13 protein-coding genes are annotated in these 16,880 nt (G+C 47.6%); 5 read left to right on the top strand and 8 right to left on the bottom strand.

Annotated features, from left to right (window positions below; genetic code table 11):
• Positions 1-29: 29 nt before the first annotated feature.
• Entirely contained in the window at positions 30-983 is a 954-nt protein-coding gene (locus tag Q4Q49_RS05855) for a D-2-hydroxyacid dehydrogenase (protein WP_311998867.1), read from the top strand.
• Positions 984-1,051: 68 nt separating this feature from the next.
• Here Q4Q49_RS05855 and Q4Q49_RS05850 read toward each other — a convergent pair whose 3' ends face one another.
• The 4 genes from Q4Q49_RS05850 to purT form a co-directional block, all read right to left on the bottom strand.
• Positions 1,052-3,322 carry a hypothetical protein gene (locus tag Q4Q49_RS05850; RefSeq protein WP_311998866.1) on the bottom strand — a complete coding sequence of 757 codons (2,271 nt, stop codon included), beginning with the start codon at positions 3,320-3,322 and terminating at the stop codon, positions 1,052-1,054.
• The gene (locus Q4Q49_RS05845) at positions 3,312-4,772 is read right to left on the bottom strand and encodes a DUF3142 domain-containing protein (protein ID WP_311998865.1); all 1,461 of its coding nucleotides are present in this window, start codon (positions 4,770-4,772) and stop codon (positions 3,312-3,314) included. Before Q4Q49_RS05845 ends, Q4Q49_RS05850 begins: the two co-directional genes overlap by 11 nt.
• A 142-nt stretch (positions 4,773-4,914) precedes the next feature.
• Positions 4,915-6,639: a pseudouridine synthase gene (locus Q4Q49_RS05840; RefSeq protein WP_311998864.1), complete on the bottom strand. Its 1,725-nt coding sequence runs from the start codon at positions 6,637-6,639 to the stop codon at positions 4,915-4,917.
• A 303-nt stretch (positions 6,640-6,942) separates the two neighbouring features.
• Entirely contained in the window at positions 6,943-8,118 is a 1,176-nt protein-coding gene (gene purT, locus Q4Q49_RS05835) for a formate-dependent phosphoribosylglycinamide formyltransferase (RefSeq protein ID WP_311998863.1), read from the bottom strand.
• Between the two features lie 266 nt (positions 8,119-8,384).
• On the opposite strand from purT, the gene Q4Q49_RS05830 reads away from it, so the two are divergent.
• The 4 genes from Q4Q49_RS05830 (at position 8,385) to Q4Q49_RS05815 (ending at position 12,321) form a co-directional block, all read left to right on the top strand.
• On the top strand, positions 8,385-8,765 hold the full coding sequence (locus Q4Q49_RS05830; RefSeq protein ID WP_106651780.1) for a DUF3302 domain-containing protein: 381 nt from the start codon (positions 8,385-8,387) through the stop codon (positions 8,763-8,765).
• Position 8,766: 1 nt separating this feature from the next.
• The gene (locus Q4Q49_RS05825) at positions 8,767-9,912 is read left to right on the top strand and encodes an HlyD family secretion protein (protein ID WP_311998862.1); all 1,146 of its coding nucleotides are present in this window, start codon (positions 8,767-8,769) and stop codon (positions 9,910-9,912) included.
• A gap of 126 nt (positions 9,913-10,038) precedes the next feature.
• Positions 10,039-11,550: an AAA family ATPase gene (locus Q4Q49_RS05820; protein ID WP_259574463.1), complete on the top strand. Its 1,512-nt coding sequence runs from the start codon at positions 10,039-10,041 to the stop codon at positions 11,548-11,550.
• Positions 11,551-11,685: 135 nt separating this feature from the next.
• On the top strand, positions 11,686-12,321 hold the full coding sequence (locus tag Q4Q49_RS05815; RefSeq protein ID WP_311998861.1) for a DUF2625 family protein: 636 nt from the start codon (positions 11,686-11,688) through the stop codon (positions 12,319-12,321).
• Between the two features lie 352 nt (positions 12,322-12,673).
• Here Q4Q49_RS05815 and Q4Q49_RS05810 read toward each other — a convergent pair whose 3' ends face one another.
• The 4 genes from Q4Q49_RS05810 to cysP all read right to left on the bottom strand — a co-directional run bounded on the left by Q4Q49_RS05810 (position 12,674) and on the right by cysP (position 16,725).
• Positions 12,674-13,804 carry a TOBE-like domain-containing protein gene (locus tag Q4Q49_RS05810; RefSeq protein WP_311905099.1) on the bottom strand — a complete coding sequence of 377 codons (1,131 nt, stop codon included), beginning with the start codon at positions 13,802-13,804 and terminating at the stop codon, positions 12,674-12,676.
• A complete protein-coding gene (cysW, locus tag Q4Q49_RS05805; RefSeq protein WP_311998860.1) occupies positions 13,801-14,667 on the bottom strand; it encodes a sulfate ABC transporter permease subunit CysW in 867 nt (288 codons plus the stop codon). Before cysW ends, Q4Q49_RS05810 begins: the two co-directional genes overlap by 4 nt.
• 9 nt (positions 14,668-14,676) lie before the next feature.
• A complete protein-coding gene (gene cysT, locus Q4Q49_RS05800; protein ID WP_311998859.1) occupies positions 14,677-15,522 on the bottom strand; it encodes a sulfate/thiosulfate ABC transporter permease CysT in 846 nt (281 codons plus the stop codon).
• Between the two features lie 195 nt (positions 15,523-15,717).
• Entirely contained in the window at positions 15,718-16,725 is a 1,008-nt protein-coding gene (gene cysP / locus Q4Q49_RS05795) for a thiosulfate ABC transporter substrate-binding protein CysP (protein ID WP_311998858.1), read from the bottom strand.
• Positions 16,726-16,880: the final 155 nt, after the last annotated feature.

Genomic DNA, 16,880 nt, shown 5'->3' with positions numbered 1-16,880 from the left:
CACATCGTTTTAAAAGGAGATTTAGCGGCATGAAGATAGTTGTACTCGATGGCGAAACCTTAAATCCTGGCGATCTCAGTTGGCAATCCTTGACTGAATTAGGCGAGTTTGCGTGTTTCCCCCGCACCGCGGGCGCCGATGTTGTCGCGCGTGCCCAAGGTGCAGAGATCATTCTCACCAATAAAACGCCGCTTAATGCTAAGACTCTGGCGCAACTTCCGGAACTGAAATATATAGGTGTATTGGCAACGGGCACTAACGTTGTTGATATCGCGGCAGCTAAAGCGCAAGGCATAGTGGTTACGAATGTGCCGGCCTATGCGCCCGATGCCGTAGCGCAGATGGTGTTTGCCCATATACTGCATCACACCCAAGCCGTGGCTGCCCATCATCAAGCGGTGGTCGATGGTCAGTGGGTGAACTGCCAAGATTTTTGTTTCACCTTAATGCCGCTGCAATCCTTAAAAGGCAAGACTTTAGGCTTAATAGGTTACGGTGATATTGGCCAGCAGGTTGGGACGCTCGCCCTTGCATTCGGGATGAAAGTGCTCGTCAATACGCGTTCAGTTATCAAAGACTTGCCCCAAGGTGCCACTTGGGTACCGCGTGATACTGTGCTGAGCGAATCAGATATTATCTCGCTGCATTGCCCACTTACCCCTGAAACTGAGCAATTTATCAATCAACAAACTCTTTCCTTGATGAAGCCTAATGCGCTGCTGATTAATACGGCGCGCGGTGGATTAATTGATGAGGCCGCGCTTGCAGCAGCGCTTTCGCAAAACCGCCTATTTGCCGGTGTCGATGTATTATCGACCGAGCCGCCCAGCGCGGATAATCCCTTATTGTATGCACCGAACATCAGCATTAGTCCCCACAATGCGTGGGCGACTAAGGAAGCCAGACAAAGTCTACTCAATATTGCCGTGGCGAATGTGCACGGTTATTTACAGGGTGAAGTGATTAACTGTGTGAACAAGTAAAGCGGTATGCGTCTTTCTCTCTTTTCATCATGTCGATGTTGAGAGAGAAAGACGTAAATGGTTATTTATTATTGAGTTTTTCTTCTACGCATCCACCACACACCCAATAAACCCGTGATGGCTAATACGCCAAATACAACCGGCTTTTTCAGCTTGTGGTACAGGGCGTTCCATTCTGCAATTTCATTGGCTTGCGCTCGTTTTACTGCACCGTCAAAATCGGGGGCTTCACACTCCATACCAAAGTTTTCGGCCCAAGGCACAAAGGGGCCGTTGGCGACGTATTTTTTGTAGTAGCGTAGGGCAAGTTCTTGATCTCGATACAATACCCAACCCGTGGCTTGGCAGAGTAGCGCGGCATAGGCTTGGCTGTTTTGGGGCACATGATCCGATGCCTTGTTGGCCAGTTCCGCCGCCGTGTAACGATAATGAAAGCGTTTATCGGGAACGGCTTGGCTGGCGCTTAACCGCAACTGTTCTTTTTCGGCCAATTTGCTCGGTTCATTCCAATCGCTTAGATCGAATACCCCTTGGTATATAGCGTAATCTGGGGCTAATTCAAACCCTAAAATTTCCATACCTTGATGGCGGGCAAGTTCGGCAGCAGCCCAATAGGCCTTAGCGCTATCAATGCCTGTTGCATTTTTCGCCGCGTTCAGCTCAGTGCCGTAGGCAAGGGCGCTGGCATTAAGATTAGGATTAGGGAAATAAGTGGGCGCTTCGGCGATTGCGCCTTCACGTAATAATCTGCGGCCCAGTAAATAGCGTAAGCGATTGTTAATCGGCTCAATGTTATCGTACCAGTCGCTATCTTTAGGGTATTCGAAGGCGATAAGCGGCACATGCTCATCGACAAATAACTTAAGTTCAGCCGTGGTGAGCACGCGCTCCGCCACATAGGCGATGTCTTGCCAGTATTCGTCGCCGCTGGCGAGTAAGTGATTGAGCGCATCGACATATTCGCCGCGCTCTAGGGATAACACGCCTTGCTCAGCGCGAATACGGCAGTAAGTGGCTTTATCTTCATCGGCATTAATGGCTTGCTGCTGAGTCTCTTTGGCATCAACTGTTGCTAATGCTTCATTGGATTGTTTGGGGAAGTGACGCGCCGCCTGAGCATAGGCCTTGGCCGCCTCTGCTTGATCGCCCTTTTGTAGCATTAATTTAGCGGTTAGCCACCAAGTGAGGCCGCTGGGTTTCGCGAGCGTCAATAGGCGCTCAGCACTAGCGTAATCCCCTAACTGGTAATAAATTGCCGCTAATTTATCGCCATGGTTGAGCTGTAAACCATCGGTTGGAAACACTTTGAGGATTTCAGCTACCTTTGAGCCCATTTCTGAAAGCTGGCCATCGTAGGCAAATTCATTGGTGCTGCTTTGCCAATAGGCAATCAATAACTGCTGCACGCTTGTCTGTTGCAGCAACGGTTTCAGCTCAGCAATGTCTTTCCCCATTAAGGTACGGCTTAACATCAATAAAGAATCATAACCGCCGCTATCGCCCTGTACTGATTGGGTGGCATAGAGCTCAATCGCCTTATTCAGTGCATCAGGGTTAAGCATCATTTGTAGCTCAGTATCATCTGCACTTTGATTGGCTATTTGCGGTAGGCCTTGGTGAAGCAGAATATAGGCTTGCTCGCCCAGGCTTGCTAAGCTCAAACGCAGGGGATCGGCGGCGCCTTGGGTGACTTCGGCTTGCAATTGAGTCAGGTAAGCGTTGGCACGATTAAAGTGCTCTGGATCCGCCGAGGTTTTACTTAAGATAAGCTCAATACGCGACAGCGAATAGAGTGCCCACAGGCTGCGAGATGCGCGTTCGCTTTCTGGTAGTTTAATGATTTTGCTAAAATAGTTACTCGCTCTATCATAATCTTGTGCCTCAAACGCCACTGCGCCTAAGGTGTACCAGGTCAGCGCTTGGGGCAGATCCTTATCCAACTTGGCGGCCATTTGTTCGGCCTCGATTGGGCCTGTCGCATCCCTTAGTGTGTTCACTAAGATCAAATGGGCTTCACTTAATTCGCTGTTTTCAAAGGCGCGAGTTTGTGACAGATAACGGCTATGCACTTCATCCCACAGATATTCCTGCGCAGCTGGCGCATCTTGATACTGCCAAGGCAAAGGTTTTGCGAGGGCGGTAAGCTGCTGGCTGAAAGAGGTTTGCGGTAAATAACTGAGATTACTCTGTCTGTCTTGAGTCAATTGCAAAGGGAAGTCGGGGCCGCAGGCCAATAGCATTGGCGAAAATAGGCTTAAACAGATAAGCGTGGTCTTTTTAAGCATAAAAGCCCGATTGGATTTTGCCATTGTGGACGATGATGTTGGCTTATGGCGCATAAATTCCCTGTAAATATAATGACTCACAACGTGCCCAGCCTATCACTTTCTGGCCGCCAGGGTTGAGCATGTGTTTTTGAGTTTGTTTGTGTGCTTGCGGCATTGGCATGTTCGTCGCGCTTGGAGCAGTGTCAGTCGGCGCCAATGCGGCGATATTTTCAGCTCGCCACTGCCAGATTAACAGCCCATTTTTTTGTATCACGCGATAGCCATTTTGCGCATCATACCCGCTGCAAGCTTGTCCCGCTAGGGACAAACTCGCGGGAATGTCGCCAGCAATATTACCGTGATTAATTAAGCTCAATTGGAAGAGCTGTTGCTTGAGGATTTGTTGGCTTTTAGCCTTATTTTCAGTGGCTAATGTCGTTTGAATGTCGTTATCGCTTGAGAGCACTAATTCAATCTTGGCGGCAAGTTCACCTTGCTGTGCCACAGCGATTAAGGTATCGAGTGGCCAAACTCTTTTATCCCCTTCCAGCGGCAGCCTGAACCAGATAATGCCTTTGAGCTTGGCATCAGTGCGGCTTTGCAGTTTGTGCACAAAAGCTTTCAACACTTGCGGGTCGGCCATCAGTTCCTCAACGGCATGGGGGTCATTGAGTTGACCCCGCAGCGGTGTTTCACTCTCCACTTTATAACCTGAAGCTGTGCTGATGACCGCCGAGCCGTAAGCGGGAAGCGCAATAAGATAAGGCACAGTACTGATTTTTGAGAGTTGCTGCACCCATTGCCAACCTTGAGCGGCGTCGAATAGTCCGAGGCGTGGGTCGCTCACGCTGTGAATTTGCAGCACGAGTTCATCGATATTGGTGAGCAATGCGGGAAAATCGGCGCTATTGAGCCAAGCGGGCAGGGCGGTAATGCTGAGTTTGAGGTCGGCTGGTAGCTGCGCTTTAAGCTTTTTAAGAAAATCCCGATAGGCGGGCAGTTTGCTGCTAGCGCTGTCGTGATCGATTTCAACTCCGGCGATGTGCGTGCCTTTTGCCTGCCAATGTGTCAGTACTTGGCAGATTTTACGGATCACTTGTTCATCATTTAAATGCGCGAATTGGCCATCTAAGCGGATCACGGCGACTTTAGGCCTAGGATCTGCCTGAAGCCAAGCATGATTGACCGCGACTTCAAACCAAATATCTGCGCCATTGGGTTTGGGATGTGCTTGCAGCGCTAAAATGCGTAATCCTTGGAATGCTCCTTGGCTTTGCACTAATGCCGTTTGATTGGCGGGGCGCCATTGGCGCTGCCAGATATAGACTTCCTGAGTGAGTGGAGCACGAGGCATTTCGGTTGCAGAGGTGACTTCTGCTGTATGACTGGCATTTGGGTTTGCCGTGAGTTCACTCGGTTCCGATACGGGCTGACAGGCGCTCATAAATACGGCGGAGCTCAACAAAACGAATAAGAACCATTGATTTCGGCTAATGTTTTTAACCAGATTGCCTATGCCCATACTACTGCTATCGATTCCGTTTTGAGTGAGGCATTACTATGCCCGAAAAAGCTCGCTTTTACATCGCGGTCAAACTTCTGATAATGCCCCTAAGCTTGGTTCTTCCTTGGGTGCCTTGCTAATCAATATCAGAACTCAGATCTCAAAAATCAGGATCGACCTGAAAGCGCATCCGCTCACGGGTAACGGGATGCTGAAGCATCAATAAATCCGCATGCAGATGCAGGCGATTGGCGCGAGTGCCGTAGAGGTCGTCACCGACAATCGGTGTATTTAGCCCCTCTGAGTGGGCGCAGTGAACCCTGAGTTGATGGGTTCGGCCCGTTTTAGGATAAAGATACACGCGGGTTGTACGTGCCATTTCATCAAGTTGGCTCAATTCCCAATAGGTTTGGGCCGCTTTGCCAAACTCGTGGCAAACGAGTTGTCTCGGTCTATCGTCTAAATCGCCACGCAAGGGTAAAGAGATGTTACCCGTCGCCTGCGTATTTGCCATGACGGTAGGAATTCCCGCTAACAGCGCCACATAACGTTTAGTTACAGTGCGCTGGATAAATTGTTTTTGCAGCTGTTTATGGGCATCTTTTGTCAGCGCGATCACCATTAATCCCGAGGTCGACATATCGAGCCTGTGGACGATTAGCGGCCCTGTGGCATGGGGAAAAGTTTGGCGGATGCGCGAATACACTGAGTCTTCAATCTCTTTGCCGGGCACGGATAAAAACTCGGCGGGTTTGTTCACAATCGCCATCGCCTCGTCTTGATAGAGGATACTTAAGGTTTTGCCTTCGGCGGGGTTGGTCAGCAGCGGATTATCATCGACTACAAGTCCTTCGAGCATATGTCCCAAAATGGGTTGGCATTTTCGCAGGCAGGCGGGATAAAACTGCTTATGCTGGCGAATTTCTGATTTTGGCGGTGCGCCCCACCAAAACTCGGCAATCGCTAATGGCTTAAGGTCATGTTTAAAGGCGTAATGTAACAACTTAGGGGCAGCACATTCGCCCGAGCCTGCGGGCGGGGTTAACTCAACCGTGCCATTAAATATACCGTTAAGGCTCTTTTCTGTGCCTTTAATATTCAAAAAACGATACTGTTCAAATAACTTTTGTTGCAGCGCGGCCGAGAGCCGTTTGCGCTGTTGTCGTAACGTCTCGCGCTCATCTGTCAGCTGGCTTAGCGCTTGGCTGATGGTATGGATACGTTCATCCCAATAGCGTTTAATATCTCTTAACTGATTCTTTTCATTGATGCTTTCTTGGCTGAGTTTGGTTTCAGTTATTGCGTTTTCACGCAAGGTCTCATCCGTCGGATTGGTAGCCAATTGGGCTGCGAGTTGATTGCGCTGCGCCTTGCGGGATTGGCGGCCATCGATCATCACTTGTCTGTGGGCGGCAAGTTTGGCTTGCGCTTGAGCTTGTTCAGTTTCTAGCTCGTTTGATAGCCTCGGAATGTCGGGATGATTTTCTACTGCAAACAGCTGCTCATTGATTTGGTTGATTTGCCGATTTTCGGCGTGGAAAAAATTGTCCTTAACCAGCATATCAAACACAGGTGGAACGAAGCGCGGCCAATGGTTTTGCTCGGCTAACTTGCCCGAAAATGCCGATAAATAGCCCACTTCCCCTTGTGGATTTTGTACCAGTAATACCCCGAACATCTTGCCAATGGCGCCGGTTAACTCACCCGTTAGGCCAAAGTTATGTTGCCAATCACTTTGAGTCTCAAGGTGTTGCTGTAATTCGTTGGCTGCAATCACGCACAGTGGATGTGGTTCGTAATAGAAAGGAAAGGTAAAACGCTGCGGCAGGGCATAGGCATCAATGGCTTGTGTGAAAGAGGTAAAGCAAGAAGGCTGAAGATGCATATGGATTTCTACTACTATTGGTTTCTATTACTGATGAGTTTTAGGCGACGTTCGAATTAAGTTACAGACTTAAAAATCAATAGCCTGAATAAAGCGTTAGGTCAAAAGACTTGCTTTGCTTGCAAAGTAAGGCCACAAGACAAGGGCGCTAGTTTACTCTGTCGGTTTGGGTGGGTCACTTTTTATTGGTAAAGGTTCTGGATGTTGTACTGTGTGCATTGAAAAAGGGAAATGGCATTAAAGCGCATTTCCCTTTGATGTGTCGTTTGGTGCTTGAAGCCAATTTAAAACCGATAAAACAGTTTAAAAGATGACCTTCACTTTACTGGCGCTATCGAGTGCTTTGCTGATTGCGCTGTCGATATTGATATCACGGGCAAGCGCGACACCTAAACGGCGGCGGCCATCAATGTCGGGTTTGGCAAATAATCTGAGTTGAGTGTTGACCGCCTCTAATGCAGCGGTAATACCTTGGTAGCGGATATTACTTGAGGTGCCTTCGGCCAAAATCACCGCCGAGGCGCTTGGTCCATGCTGATGGATATTGGGGATCGGCAAACCCAGAATCGCTCTAACATGCAGGGCAAATTCCGATAAGTCTTGGCTGATGAGTGTCACTAGACCTGTGTCATGTGGCCTTGGTGAGACCTCAGAGAAATACACTTCATGGCCTTTAACAAACAGTTCTACGCCAAATAATCCATAACCGCCAAGGGCTTCGACGACTTTGCTCGCAATCGCTTGGGATTTTGCTAACACTTCATCGGACATAGCTTGTGGCTGCCATGACTCACGGTAATCGCCATCTTCTTGTCTGTGGCCAATCGGCGCACAAAAATGAATGCCATTGACTGCGCTAATGGTTAACAGGGTGATTTCATAATCAAAGGGAATAAAGCCTTCCACTATCACGCGCCCGCCGCCGGCGCGCCCCCCTTCTTGGGCGTATTGCCACGCTTTATGGCTGAGGGCGATATCGCGAATAACGCTCTGACCTTTGCCTGATGAGCTCATGACTGGCTTAACCACGCAGGGCACGCCAATTTCGCTAATCGCTTGATTAAATTCGGTTTCAGTATCACAGAAAAAATACGGAGAAGTGGGTAAACCTAAGGTCTCAGCGGCGAGGCGACGAATCCCTTCTCTGTCCATAGTGAGTTTAGTCGCCCGGGCTGTGGGGATAATATTTACCCCTTCGGCTTCCATGTCCACTAAGGTTTGGGTGGCGATGGCTTCAATCTCTGGGATAACTAAGTGCGGTTTTTCTAACTCGATAACCGCACGCAGGGCGTTGGCATCGAGCATATTGATCACATGGGAGCGATGCGCGACTTGCATGGCGGGGGCATTGGCGTAACGGTCAACGCCAATCACTTCAACGCCTAAGCGTTGCAGTTCAATGGCCACTTCTTTGCCAAGTTCACCGCAGCCGAGCAACATGGCGCGTCGTGCGCCCTCAGTGTAGGGAGTGCCTATCATGTGTGATTCCTTTATTAGCAGTTGTAGGTATTGCGTCATGGCGCGCAATTTAGCCATGAGTTTAACGCGAACGGCACATTAGAGCATGGTGTAAATAAACAAGTGTGCTTTAGATCACTGGGTTTGGTGTGAACACGATTCAATTTGACTTGGCTGGAAGTGATTGTTTTTTGTTGTTCTATAATGTTGTTTAGTTGTTAATTTTAGCCTTGAGATATTCAACTGTGTTTGTTTGATTAGTGATCATGATGATTGAGGGGATTCAAATGTTTTTAGATTACTTTGCGTTAGGGATTTTATTTTTTGTGGTTGTCGTTATTTTTTATGGTGTGATTGCTATCCATGATATTCCATACGAAATTGCCAAAAAGCGTAATCACCCACAGCAAGATGCGCTGCATATTGCTGGGTGGGTGAGTTTATTTACGTTACATGCTATTTGGCCATTTTTATGGATCTGGGCCACCTTATATCGAGAAGATCGTGGCTGGGGATTTGGTACTGTGATGAAACGAGAACAGGCGTTAGAGGAGGATGTGGGCACTTTACGTCAGACGGTAATAGCGTTACAAGCGAGACTTGAGCAATTAGAACAAGCAAGCGCCGCTGTTGAAGAGCCGAATACTACCAATAAAGTCGAGGTCTAAAATGGATCTATTGCTGATACTGACCTATGCCGCCATCTGTATTGTTATTTTTAAAGTGTTTAAAATCCCGCTGACTAAATGGACTGTGCCTACTGCCGTTTTGGGGGGCGTGGTGCTCATTGGTGCCTTAATACTGCTAATGAACTATAACCATCCTTATTCACGTTTTGCTCGGGAATATTTTGTCACCATTCCTATTTCCCCTGCGGTAAAAGGGTTAGTGACTCGTGTTGAAGTGCAGCCAAATACTCCTGTTAAACAAGGAGATGTACTTTTCCGAATTGATCCCACCCCCTTTGAGGCCGTAGTAAAGCGTAAGCGTGCCGCGTTAGTCGCTGCCGAGTTAGAAGTGCCACAGCTCGCCGCCGCATTGGAATCGGCTAAAGCTAATGTTGAGCGAGTCAATGCTGATAAAGATCGCAATAAATCCGCCTATGAACGCTATGAAAGCGGTCATCGAAAAGGAGGCGCTAATTCTCCCTTTACCGCATTGGAATTGGATAATAAACGCCAACTGTATCTTGCTTCTGAAGCGCAGTTAACTGCTGCTAGATCAGAAGAGTTACGGATGAGGCTTGCCTATGAGTCTAATATTGATGGCGTTAATACTAAAGTGGCTGGCTTGCAGGGAGATTTAGCGAGCGCACTCTATGATTTAGAACAGACCATAGTACGGGCACCCGCTGATGGTATCGTCACCCAAATGGCGCTCCGTCCAGGGGCTATGGCTGTGCCTTTACCGTTAAGGCCCGTGATGAGTTTTATCCCTGATGAGCAACGTTATTTTGCCGGAGCCTTTTGGCAGAATTCTCTACTGCGCCTGAAAGAGGGCGACGAGGCCGAAATTATTCTCGATGCCGCGCCAGGGAAAGTGTTTAAAGGCAAAGTGGCGAAAGTGCTACCTGCAATGGCTGAAGGTGAAATCCAAATGGGTGGTGTATTAGCGTCCTCCAGTCGTCTGTTTCAAAATGGTCGAGTGGTTGTTTTGATTGATATCGATGACGACGCTATTCGTAAAGAGTTCCCTGCTGGAGTGTCAGGCCAAGTGGCTATTTACACTGAACACTTTCACCATGTGGCTGTAATGCGTAAGGTATTACTCAGGATGCAAGGCTGGTTGAATTACTTATTTTTTGATGGACATTAGTGCCTAAACCGTTAAATCTTGTTTGTTGAGCACTTTGTTCAGTTCAGTGTAAAGGTTGGTGTAAAGTCCAGTTCGCTGGACTTTTTTGTGGCAATTTTTAGGTTAGTTAAAAGGGATGTGAACGACATGCAAGATATTCGCGATTTAACCTCAGTGCTGCGCTCCAATACGCCAATCGTAGTGATTGAAACCTATGAAGAATATCGCGTGGTCGAGTTACTTAAACGGGTCGCCAGTGTGCTTTATCAACCTGTGTTTACTTGGAGCATTACCCAAGGTTTAGCACGGGTCGATAAACCTATGGCGGCGCAAAAGTTTAATAGCGAACCCACAGATTTGCTTGGGCAAATTAAATCAACCTCGCAGCAGGGGATTTATGTACTGTGCGACTTTCATCCCTTTGTGATTGATGCGCCAAAAAATGTCCGTTTACTCAAAGAAATCGCCCTCGAGTACGAGACACTGCAACACACATTAGTGCTGGTGAGCCATGCCTTTGATATCCCGCCCGAAATCAAACGTTATTGCGCCTATTTTCAATTAACCTTACCAAGCACAGTGCAATTGCAAAACCTGATCTACCTTGAGGTCGATAAAATTCGTCACCAAGGCACGCCGTTATTGGTCGATGATACCGCTGTGGTCAAATTGGCGGAGAATCTACGGGGCGTGACTTTAGACGATGCCCGCCGTCTGGTGCGCAAAGCCATAGTCGATGATGGCGCTATTACCTTGTCAGATATCGATGCCATCAATAAAGCCAAGTTTCAGTTACTCGACTTAAACGGTGTGCTGCAATTTGAATACGACACCAGTGATTTTTCGCAGATCGCCGGGCTGCATAATCTAAAAAAATGGCTCAAGCAACGTGTACCTATCGCGGCTGTCAGCACCCTTGACCAAGCCGACAAGCCTACTTCTGTGCAACACACTAAGGCGCTCGATGCGCCTAAGGGCATTTTGCTGCTGGGTGTGCAGGGCAGTGGTAAGAGCCTCGCGGCTAAGGCGGTTGCGGGCGTTTGGCAACGACCTTTGCTCAGACTCGATATGGCAGCCCTATATAACAAATACATCGGTGAAACTGAGAAGAATCTACGGCATGCACTGGAGCTTGCTGACATGATGTCGCCCTGCGTGCTTTGGATAGATGAAATTGAAAAAGGCTTAAGCGGCAGTAGCAGCGATGAGGGCACATCGACGCGGATACTCGGCACCTTACTCACTTGGATGGCGGAGCGTAAATCTGAAGTGTTTGTGGTGGCGACCGCCAATGACATTCAAGCTCTGCCGCCAGAATTGATGCGGAAGGGCAGGATGGATGAAATCTTCTTTGTCGATTTACCCGACGAAGCTATACGCAAAGCCATCTTCTTAATCCACTGTCAGCGCCGCGGAATCGATGTGGCGAGCTTAGATCTCGCTCAATTATCGGCCCGCAGCCAAGGATTTTCCGGCGCCGAAATCGAACAAGCGGTTATTGCTGCCATGTATACCGCAAGAAGCGTTGAGCGCAGTGTTGATCAAGTGCTATTACTTGAAGAACTCAGCAAAACACGGCCTTTATCTGTGGTCATGAGCGATAAAATCAATGCGCTTAGGCAATGGGCCGCAGGCCGAACCGTGAATGCCCATGAGTAAGATTTTTGCTTAGTACCATAAGTGCTAATTAGCATTTTTAAACGCTATATTGGCTTAGTTATTTTCGACATTCCCAAGGTACTGTTATGAATGATGAGTCGTTTTAATGGATATTAGTGATACAAGGATAAGAGATTGAAAAGTGTATATGAACTGATTGATATCGAAGACTCTGGCATAAAAGTAGTCAATGAAATGGTTGCTGGTGCTGAGCATTGTGTAGAAATACTGCCGCCTTCAAAGGATCGGGCTGAAGTACTTGAATCCCTTCAAGTATCGACTCGTTCGGTATTAGGGGCTATTGCCTACGAAACTGGTGGGATTTTGATCGACAATGGATGGATTCGATTTTTCGGCTCTGGACATGAAAGATTGTCTAGAAACCTTACTGATTGGGATAGAAGTGCACATTATCTGTTAGTGGCGAATGACGTAGTTGGTGGATTTTTTGCTATCAACGGCGGCGGGTTAGGCGCAGATGTTGGAAATATATACTATTGGTCGCCAGATTCAATTCATTGGGAAGGGTTAGAAATCGGGTTCACAGATTTTTTTCAATGGTCAGTTACAAAGAGAATCAATGAGTTTTATGCGAGTTTAGGTAAAGAGCGCTTTCAAAAAAACTATTCACAGATAGCTACAGATAAATGCCTGAGCTTTTATCCATTTTTATGGGCGAAAGAAGGTTCTATTGAAATAAGCAGCGTGAAAGTGGTGTCAGTTGATGAAATGTATAGGTTGAAATTGGAATTATTAACCTCGGTTAGTTAATTCGTTTACCCGCTGATTTTATGAGTACTTTTGCAACAATTATTTGTTATAAACATCTAATGTGTTGATTACTAGATATAAATTTGCTTATCAGCTCTATTGGTTCAACATGGATGGGCTGTATATGCCATCCATAATTAACTTCGGAGGGGACAGCGCCAAGATCTAGCTGACGGTTTTGGCTGTATCTTGGGTTTTCTCGTTACCGCTTGCATCAAAAATCAAAGCAGTCGCTATCACACCAAATGAATGCTTTGCTTTTTGTGTCGACAATATCTCTCTGAATGGTTTGAATTTTGGCGGTATCACTGCCCAGTGATACCGCTAATATTGCTGATTTCAACCTTGATGATTAGATATCAAAGGCGAGACTGCCCGGAGTCAGGAATGGCCAACTTAGACGCGTCGGTGAACTCTCACCCTGCGCACCAAAGAAGTAAGCTGTTCTTGGGGTAGCGTAAACTACACTGCCTTTTTGCAACCCGAGTTCCTGCAGATTATGGTGGGTGAATTTGGCTTCCCACAGTTCTTCGCTATGCCAGCCGTGTGGGGCTAATTCCAGTCTTACTTCGGCGCCAATGGGGGTCATGGCGACAATATTGAACGGCAAATTGGCCTGACTATTGGGCTTATTTGACAGCGCTAATTCGTGACTGCGTACATAGAGAACACCATCTTGCTGCAGTGCTGGCTGTTCTGGAGGTGTTAAAAATGCTTGACCATTTTCCCAACGTTTTTGTTGCCAACTGGCTTCAAAGACATTGACGTTACCAAGAAAATCAAACACAAAGCGACTATTGGGGTGTGAGTATAGCTCAGCAGGTGTATTAATCTGCTCTATATGACCATTGCTCATCACTACCACTCTATCTGAGAGCTCAAGCGCCTCATCCTGATCGTGGGTCACAAACACGCTGGTGAATTTCAATTCATCATGCAGGCTGCGTAGCCAGCGGCGTAGTTCTTTACGCACTTTAGCATCTAAGGCGCCAAAGGGTTCATCCAGTAGCAAGACTTCTGGTTGGGTCGCCAGTGCGCGGGCCAATGCAATGCGCTGTTTTTGTCCTCCCGAGAGTTGTTCAGGATAGCGCTGTGCGAGGTGGCCTAGTTGTACTGTTTCTAGCAGTTGTGTCACTCGCTTATGAATTTCTGCCGCCGAAGGCCTTTGTTTTTTCGGCATGACTTCGAGTCCAAAGGCGACGTTATCGGCGACCGTCATATGGCGAAACAGCGCGTAGTTTTGAAACACAAAACCCACGCGTCTTTCACGCACATGCACTTGAGTGACATCTCGGTTGCCGAATTGAATTTGGCCGCTATCGGCTCCCTCGAGCCCAGCAATAATCCGCAATAACGTGGTTTTACCTGAACCAGATGGTCCCAGCAGACCAATCATTTCCCCTTCTTGAATATCAAGATCCAGCGGGGAAAGCGCCTGAAACTTGCCAAATTTCTTGGAAATATTAGTAAGACGAATACTCATAATTGGTTCTGCTCTTTATTGTCATTGGCGGATAAACTGCGTTGTTGTCGCCATTCAACGACGGCTTTTAGCATTAGGGTAACTAGTGCAATCAGGGCGAGTAATGACGCGCTCGCGAAGGCGGCTTCGGCCTGATAATCTTCATACAATAATTGCACATGTAAGGGTAAGGTATTGGTTTCACCGCGAATGTTGCCAGACACGACAGCAACGGCACCAAATTCGCCCACGGCTCTGGCATTGGTGAGGATCACACCGTAAATCAGTGCCCACTTGATATTAGGGAGCGTCACTCGGCGGAAGAGTTGCCACCATGAGGCACCGAGGATCACTGCGGCTTCTTCTTCCGATGCGCCCTGTTGTTGCATCAATGGAATGAGTTCTCTGGCGACAAAGGGACATGTGACAAAAATGGTGACTAACAGTATTCCCGGCCAAGCAAACATGATCTGCAGATCGTGCTCATAGAGCCATTCGCCCAGCCAACCACTGTTGCCATAGAGTAGCAAATAGAGCAAACCTGCGACGACAGGTGATACCGCAAACGGAATATCAATTAGCGTGATTAATAACTTGCGACCTGGGTATTCAAACCGAGTCACGCTCCACGCCAGCATGATCCCAAACACTAAATTGATCGGGACTGTGAGCGTCGCAACCATCAGCGTCAAACCAATCGCATGCAGCGAATCAGGTTGAGTTAAGTGCCCAATATAACGCTCCCAACCACCGACAAACGCTTGCTGAAAAATACTCACCAGCGGCAATAGCAACAATAGCAAGCCTAAGAACACCGCGAGGGTAATCAGGCTCCACTTGATAAGAGGGGCTTCACCGACTCTTAAGGGCTTAAATGAGTTCATGTTTGCTCCTTATCGTCCATGAATGCGGCGCAGATAACGCGCCTGCCACAGGTTTATTAGCAGTAATAGCAGTAGTGAGGTCATCAGCACCACAGAGGCAATGGCACTAGCTCCCGCAAAATCAAACTCTTGCAGGCGGACAAAGATCATTAACGATGTGATTTCGCTGATATAGGGCATGTTGCCCGCGATAAAGATAACGGCACCAAACTCACCTAGGCTGCGGGTAAAAGACAGTGCCGTCCCGACCATCAAGGCTGGCCACAAGGATGGCAAAATGATCCGCCAGAATACCGCACGATCCGAGGCGCCAAGCGTCATGCCCGCTTCTTCTTCATCGTGGGATAACTCTTCGAGAACCGGTTGTACGGTACGCACCACAAAGGGAATACTGGTGAAAATCATCGCGACCACTATGCCTAGCGGGGTATAGGCGACTTTTATGCCCAGTTCTGCAAGTACACTACCGATTTGGCCATTTTCGGCATACAGGGTTGCTAAGGTGATACCGGCAACGGCGGTTGGCAACGCAAAGGGTAAATCCACCAATGCATCTAAGATACGTTTGCCGGGGAATTCATAACGTACCAGCACCCAGGCGAGTAATAATCCGAAAAGGCAGTTAAATAGCGATGCCGCGAGCGCCGATAGTATGGTGACTCGGTAACTTGCCAACACCTGAGGATCTGTGATGACGCTCCAGTATTCGGACAAGCTCATTGAACTGGTCTGCATAATCAGCCCAGTGGTCGGCAATAATAAAATCAGGCTGACAAACAGTAGGGACACACCTAAGCTGATGGTAAAACCTGGAAGAACCCGCTTATGGCGTAAACGCCCGTTATTAAAAATCACAGAATAATCACCCGCTCAGGTTAATTGAGTTAATCCAATACGCTGTATTTGCCGTCAGCGATCGGCTGTCTGAGTTAAAGACTATTGAAGTCGTCTTCGCTGCTTGAAAATCATCATTCGTCAATGCGCTAAAATTGCTTAACCCGGGACTGAGCCCGGGTTGCAATGTTAACCTTTTATAGCATCAAGCTGAAATTAGCGCTTGAGCAATTGATCGAGTTTTGCACCGTTAGCAAACTGCGTTTTCATGGCATTATCCCAACCACCAATGATTTGCTCAACCGTCAGCAGGTCAACCGTTGGAAACTGCTTAGCGAACTCCGCCTGAACCTTTTCGTTGTGCACACGATAGTTGAAACCTGCCAATAATCGTTGTGATTCTTCGCTGTAGAGATAATTCAAATACTCAGTCGCTAGCTCTTGTGTACCGTTGCGCTTAGCGTTTTTCTCTACAACAGCGACGGGAAACTCAGCCAGAATCGATGTTTTTGGCACTATGACTTGGTAATCGTCCGCACCATATTGCTGACGGATATTGTTCACTTCCGATTCAAACGTAATCAGCACATCACCGATACCACGTTCTACAAATGAGGTGGTTGCACCACGACCGCCAGTATCAAACACTGCTACGTTGCCGAGGAATTTTTTCAGGAATTGATCCTGTGAAGCCTGATTATCTTTACCAAAACTTTTTTGGGCATAACCTAATGCGGCTAAATAGGTGTAGCGCGCATTACCAGAGGTTTTTGGGTTAGGAAATACCAGTTTAACGTCATCTCTGGCTAAATCGCCCCAATCGCTTACCTGCTTTGGGTTACCTTTACGAACTAAAAAAGCAATGGTGGAATAGTAAGGTGAACTGGCATTAGGCAGTAGTTGTTGCCAATTTTCTGGGATCAATTTACCGCGGTCATGGAGGATCTGTACGTCTGTTACTTGGTTAAACGTCACCACATCTGCTGGTAATCCCTGCAGAATTGAGCGCGCCTGTGCCGATGAACCTGCGTGGGATTGCTTAATTTCGACGCTTTTACCTGTTTTCTCTTTCCAATGTTTGGCGAAAACGGGGTTATAGGCACTGAATAATTCCCGCGCGATATCGTAAGAAGAATTCAGCAGGGTTTGATCTGCGGCAGCCACATTGAGCGACGTTCCCAGAAAGAGCGTTCCCAGTAGGGCCTTTATCACTTTTATTTGCATTTGCTACTCCTTGAACTGGCAACTTTGTCAGCGTTATGACATATAGAGTAGTTGAAGTAATTATTTATAAGAAGTCAGTTAAATAGAACTTTTTTGAATAAGTATGAGCGATTTATTGTATGCCATAGATCATTTTCACTGTGTTTGTGCATGCT

Origin of the sequence: Shewanella sp. SP1S1-7 (assembly GCF_031932105.1) — a bacterium.
Classification (GTDB): Bacteria; Pseudomonadota; Gammaproteobacteria; order Enterobacterales; family Shewanellaceae; genus Shewanella; species Shewanella baltica.
Note: the sequence above shows the minus strand (reverse complement) of the source record. Positions and strands in the feature narration are given on the sequence as shown.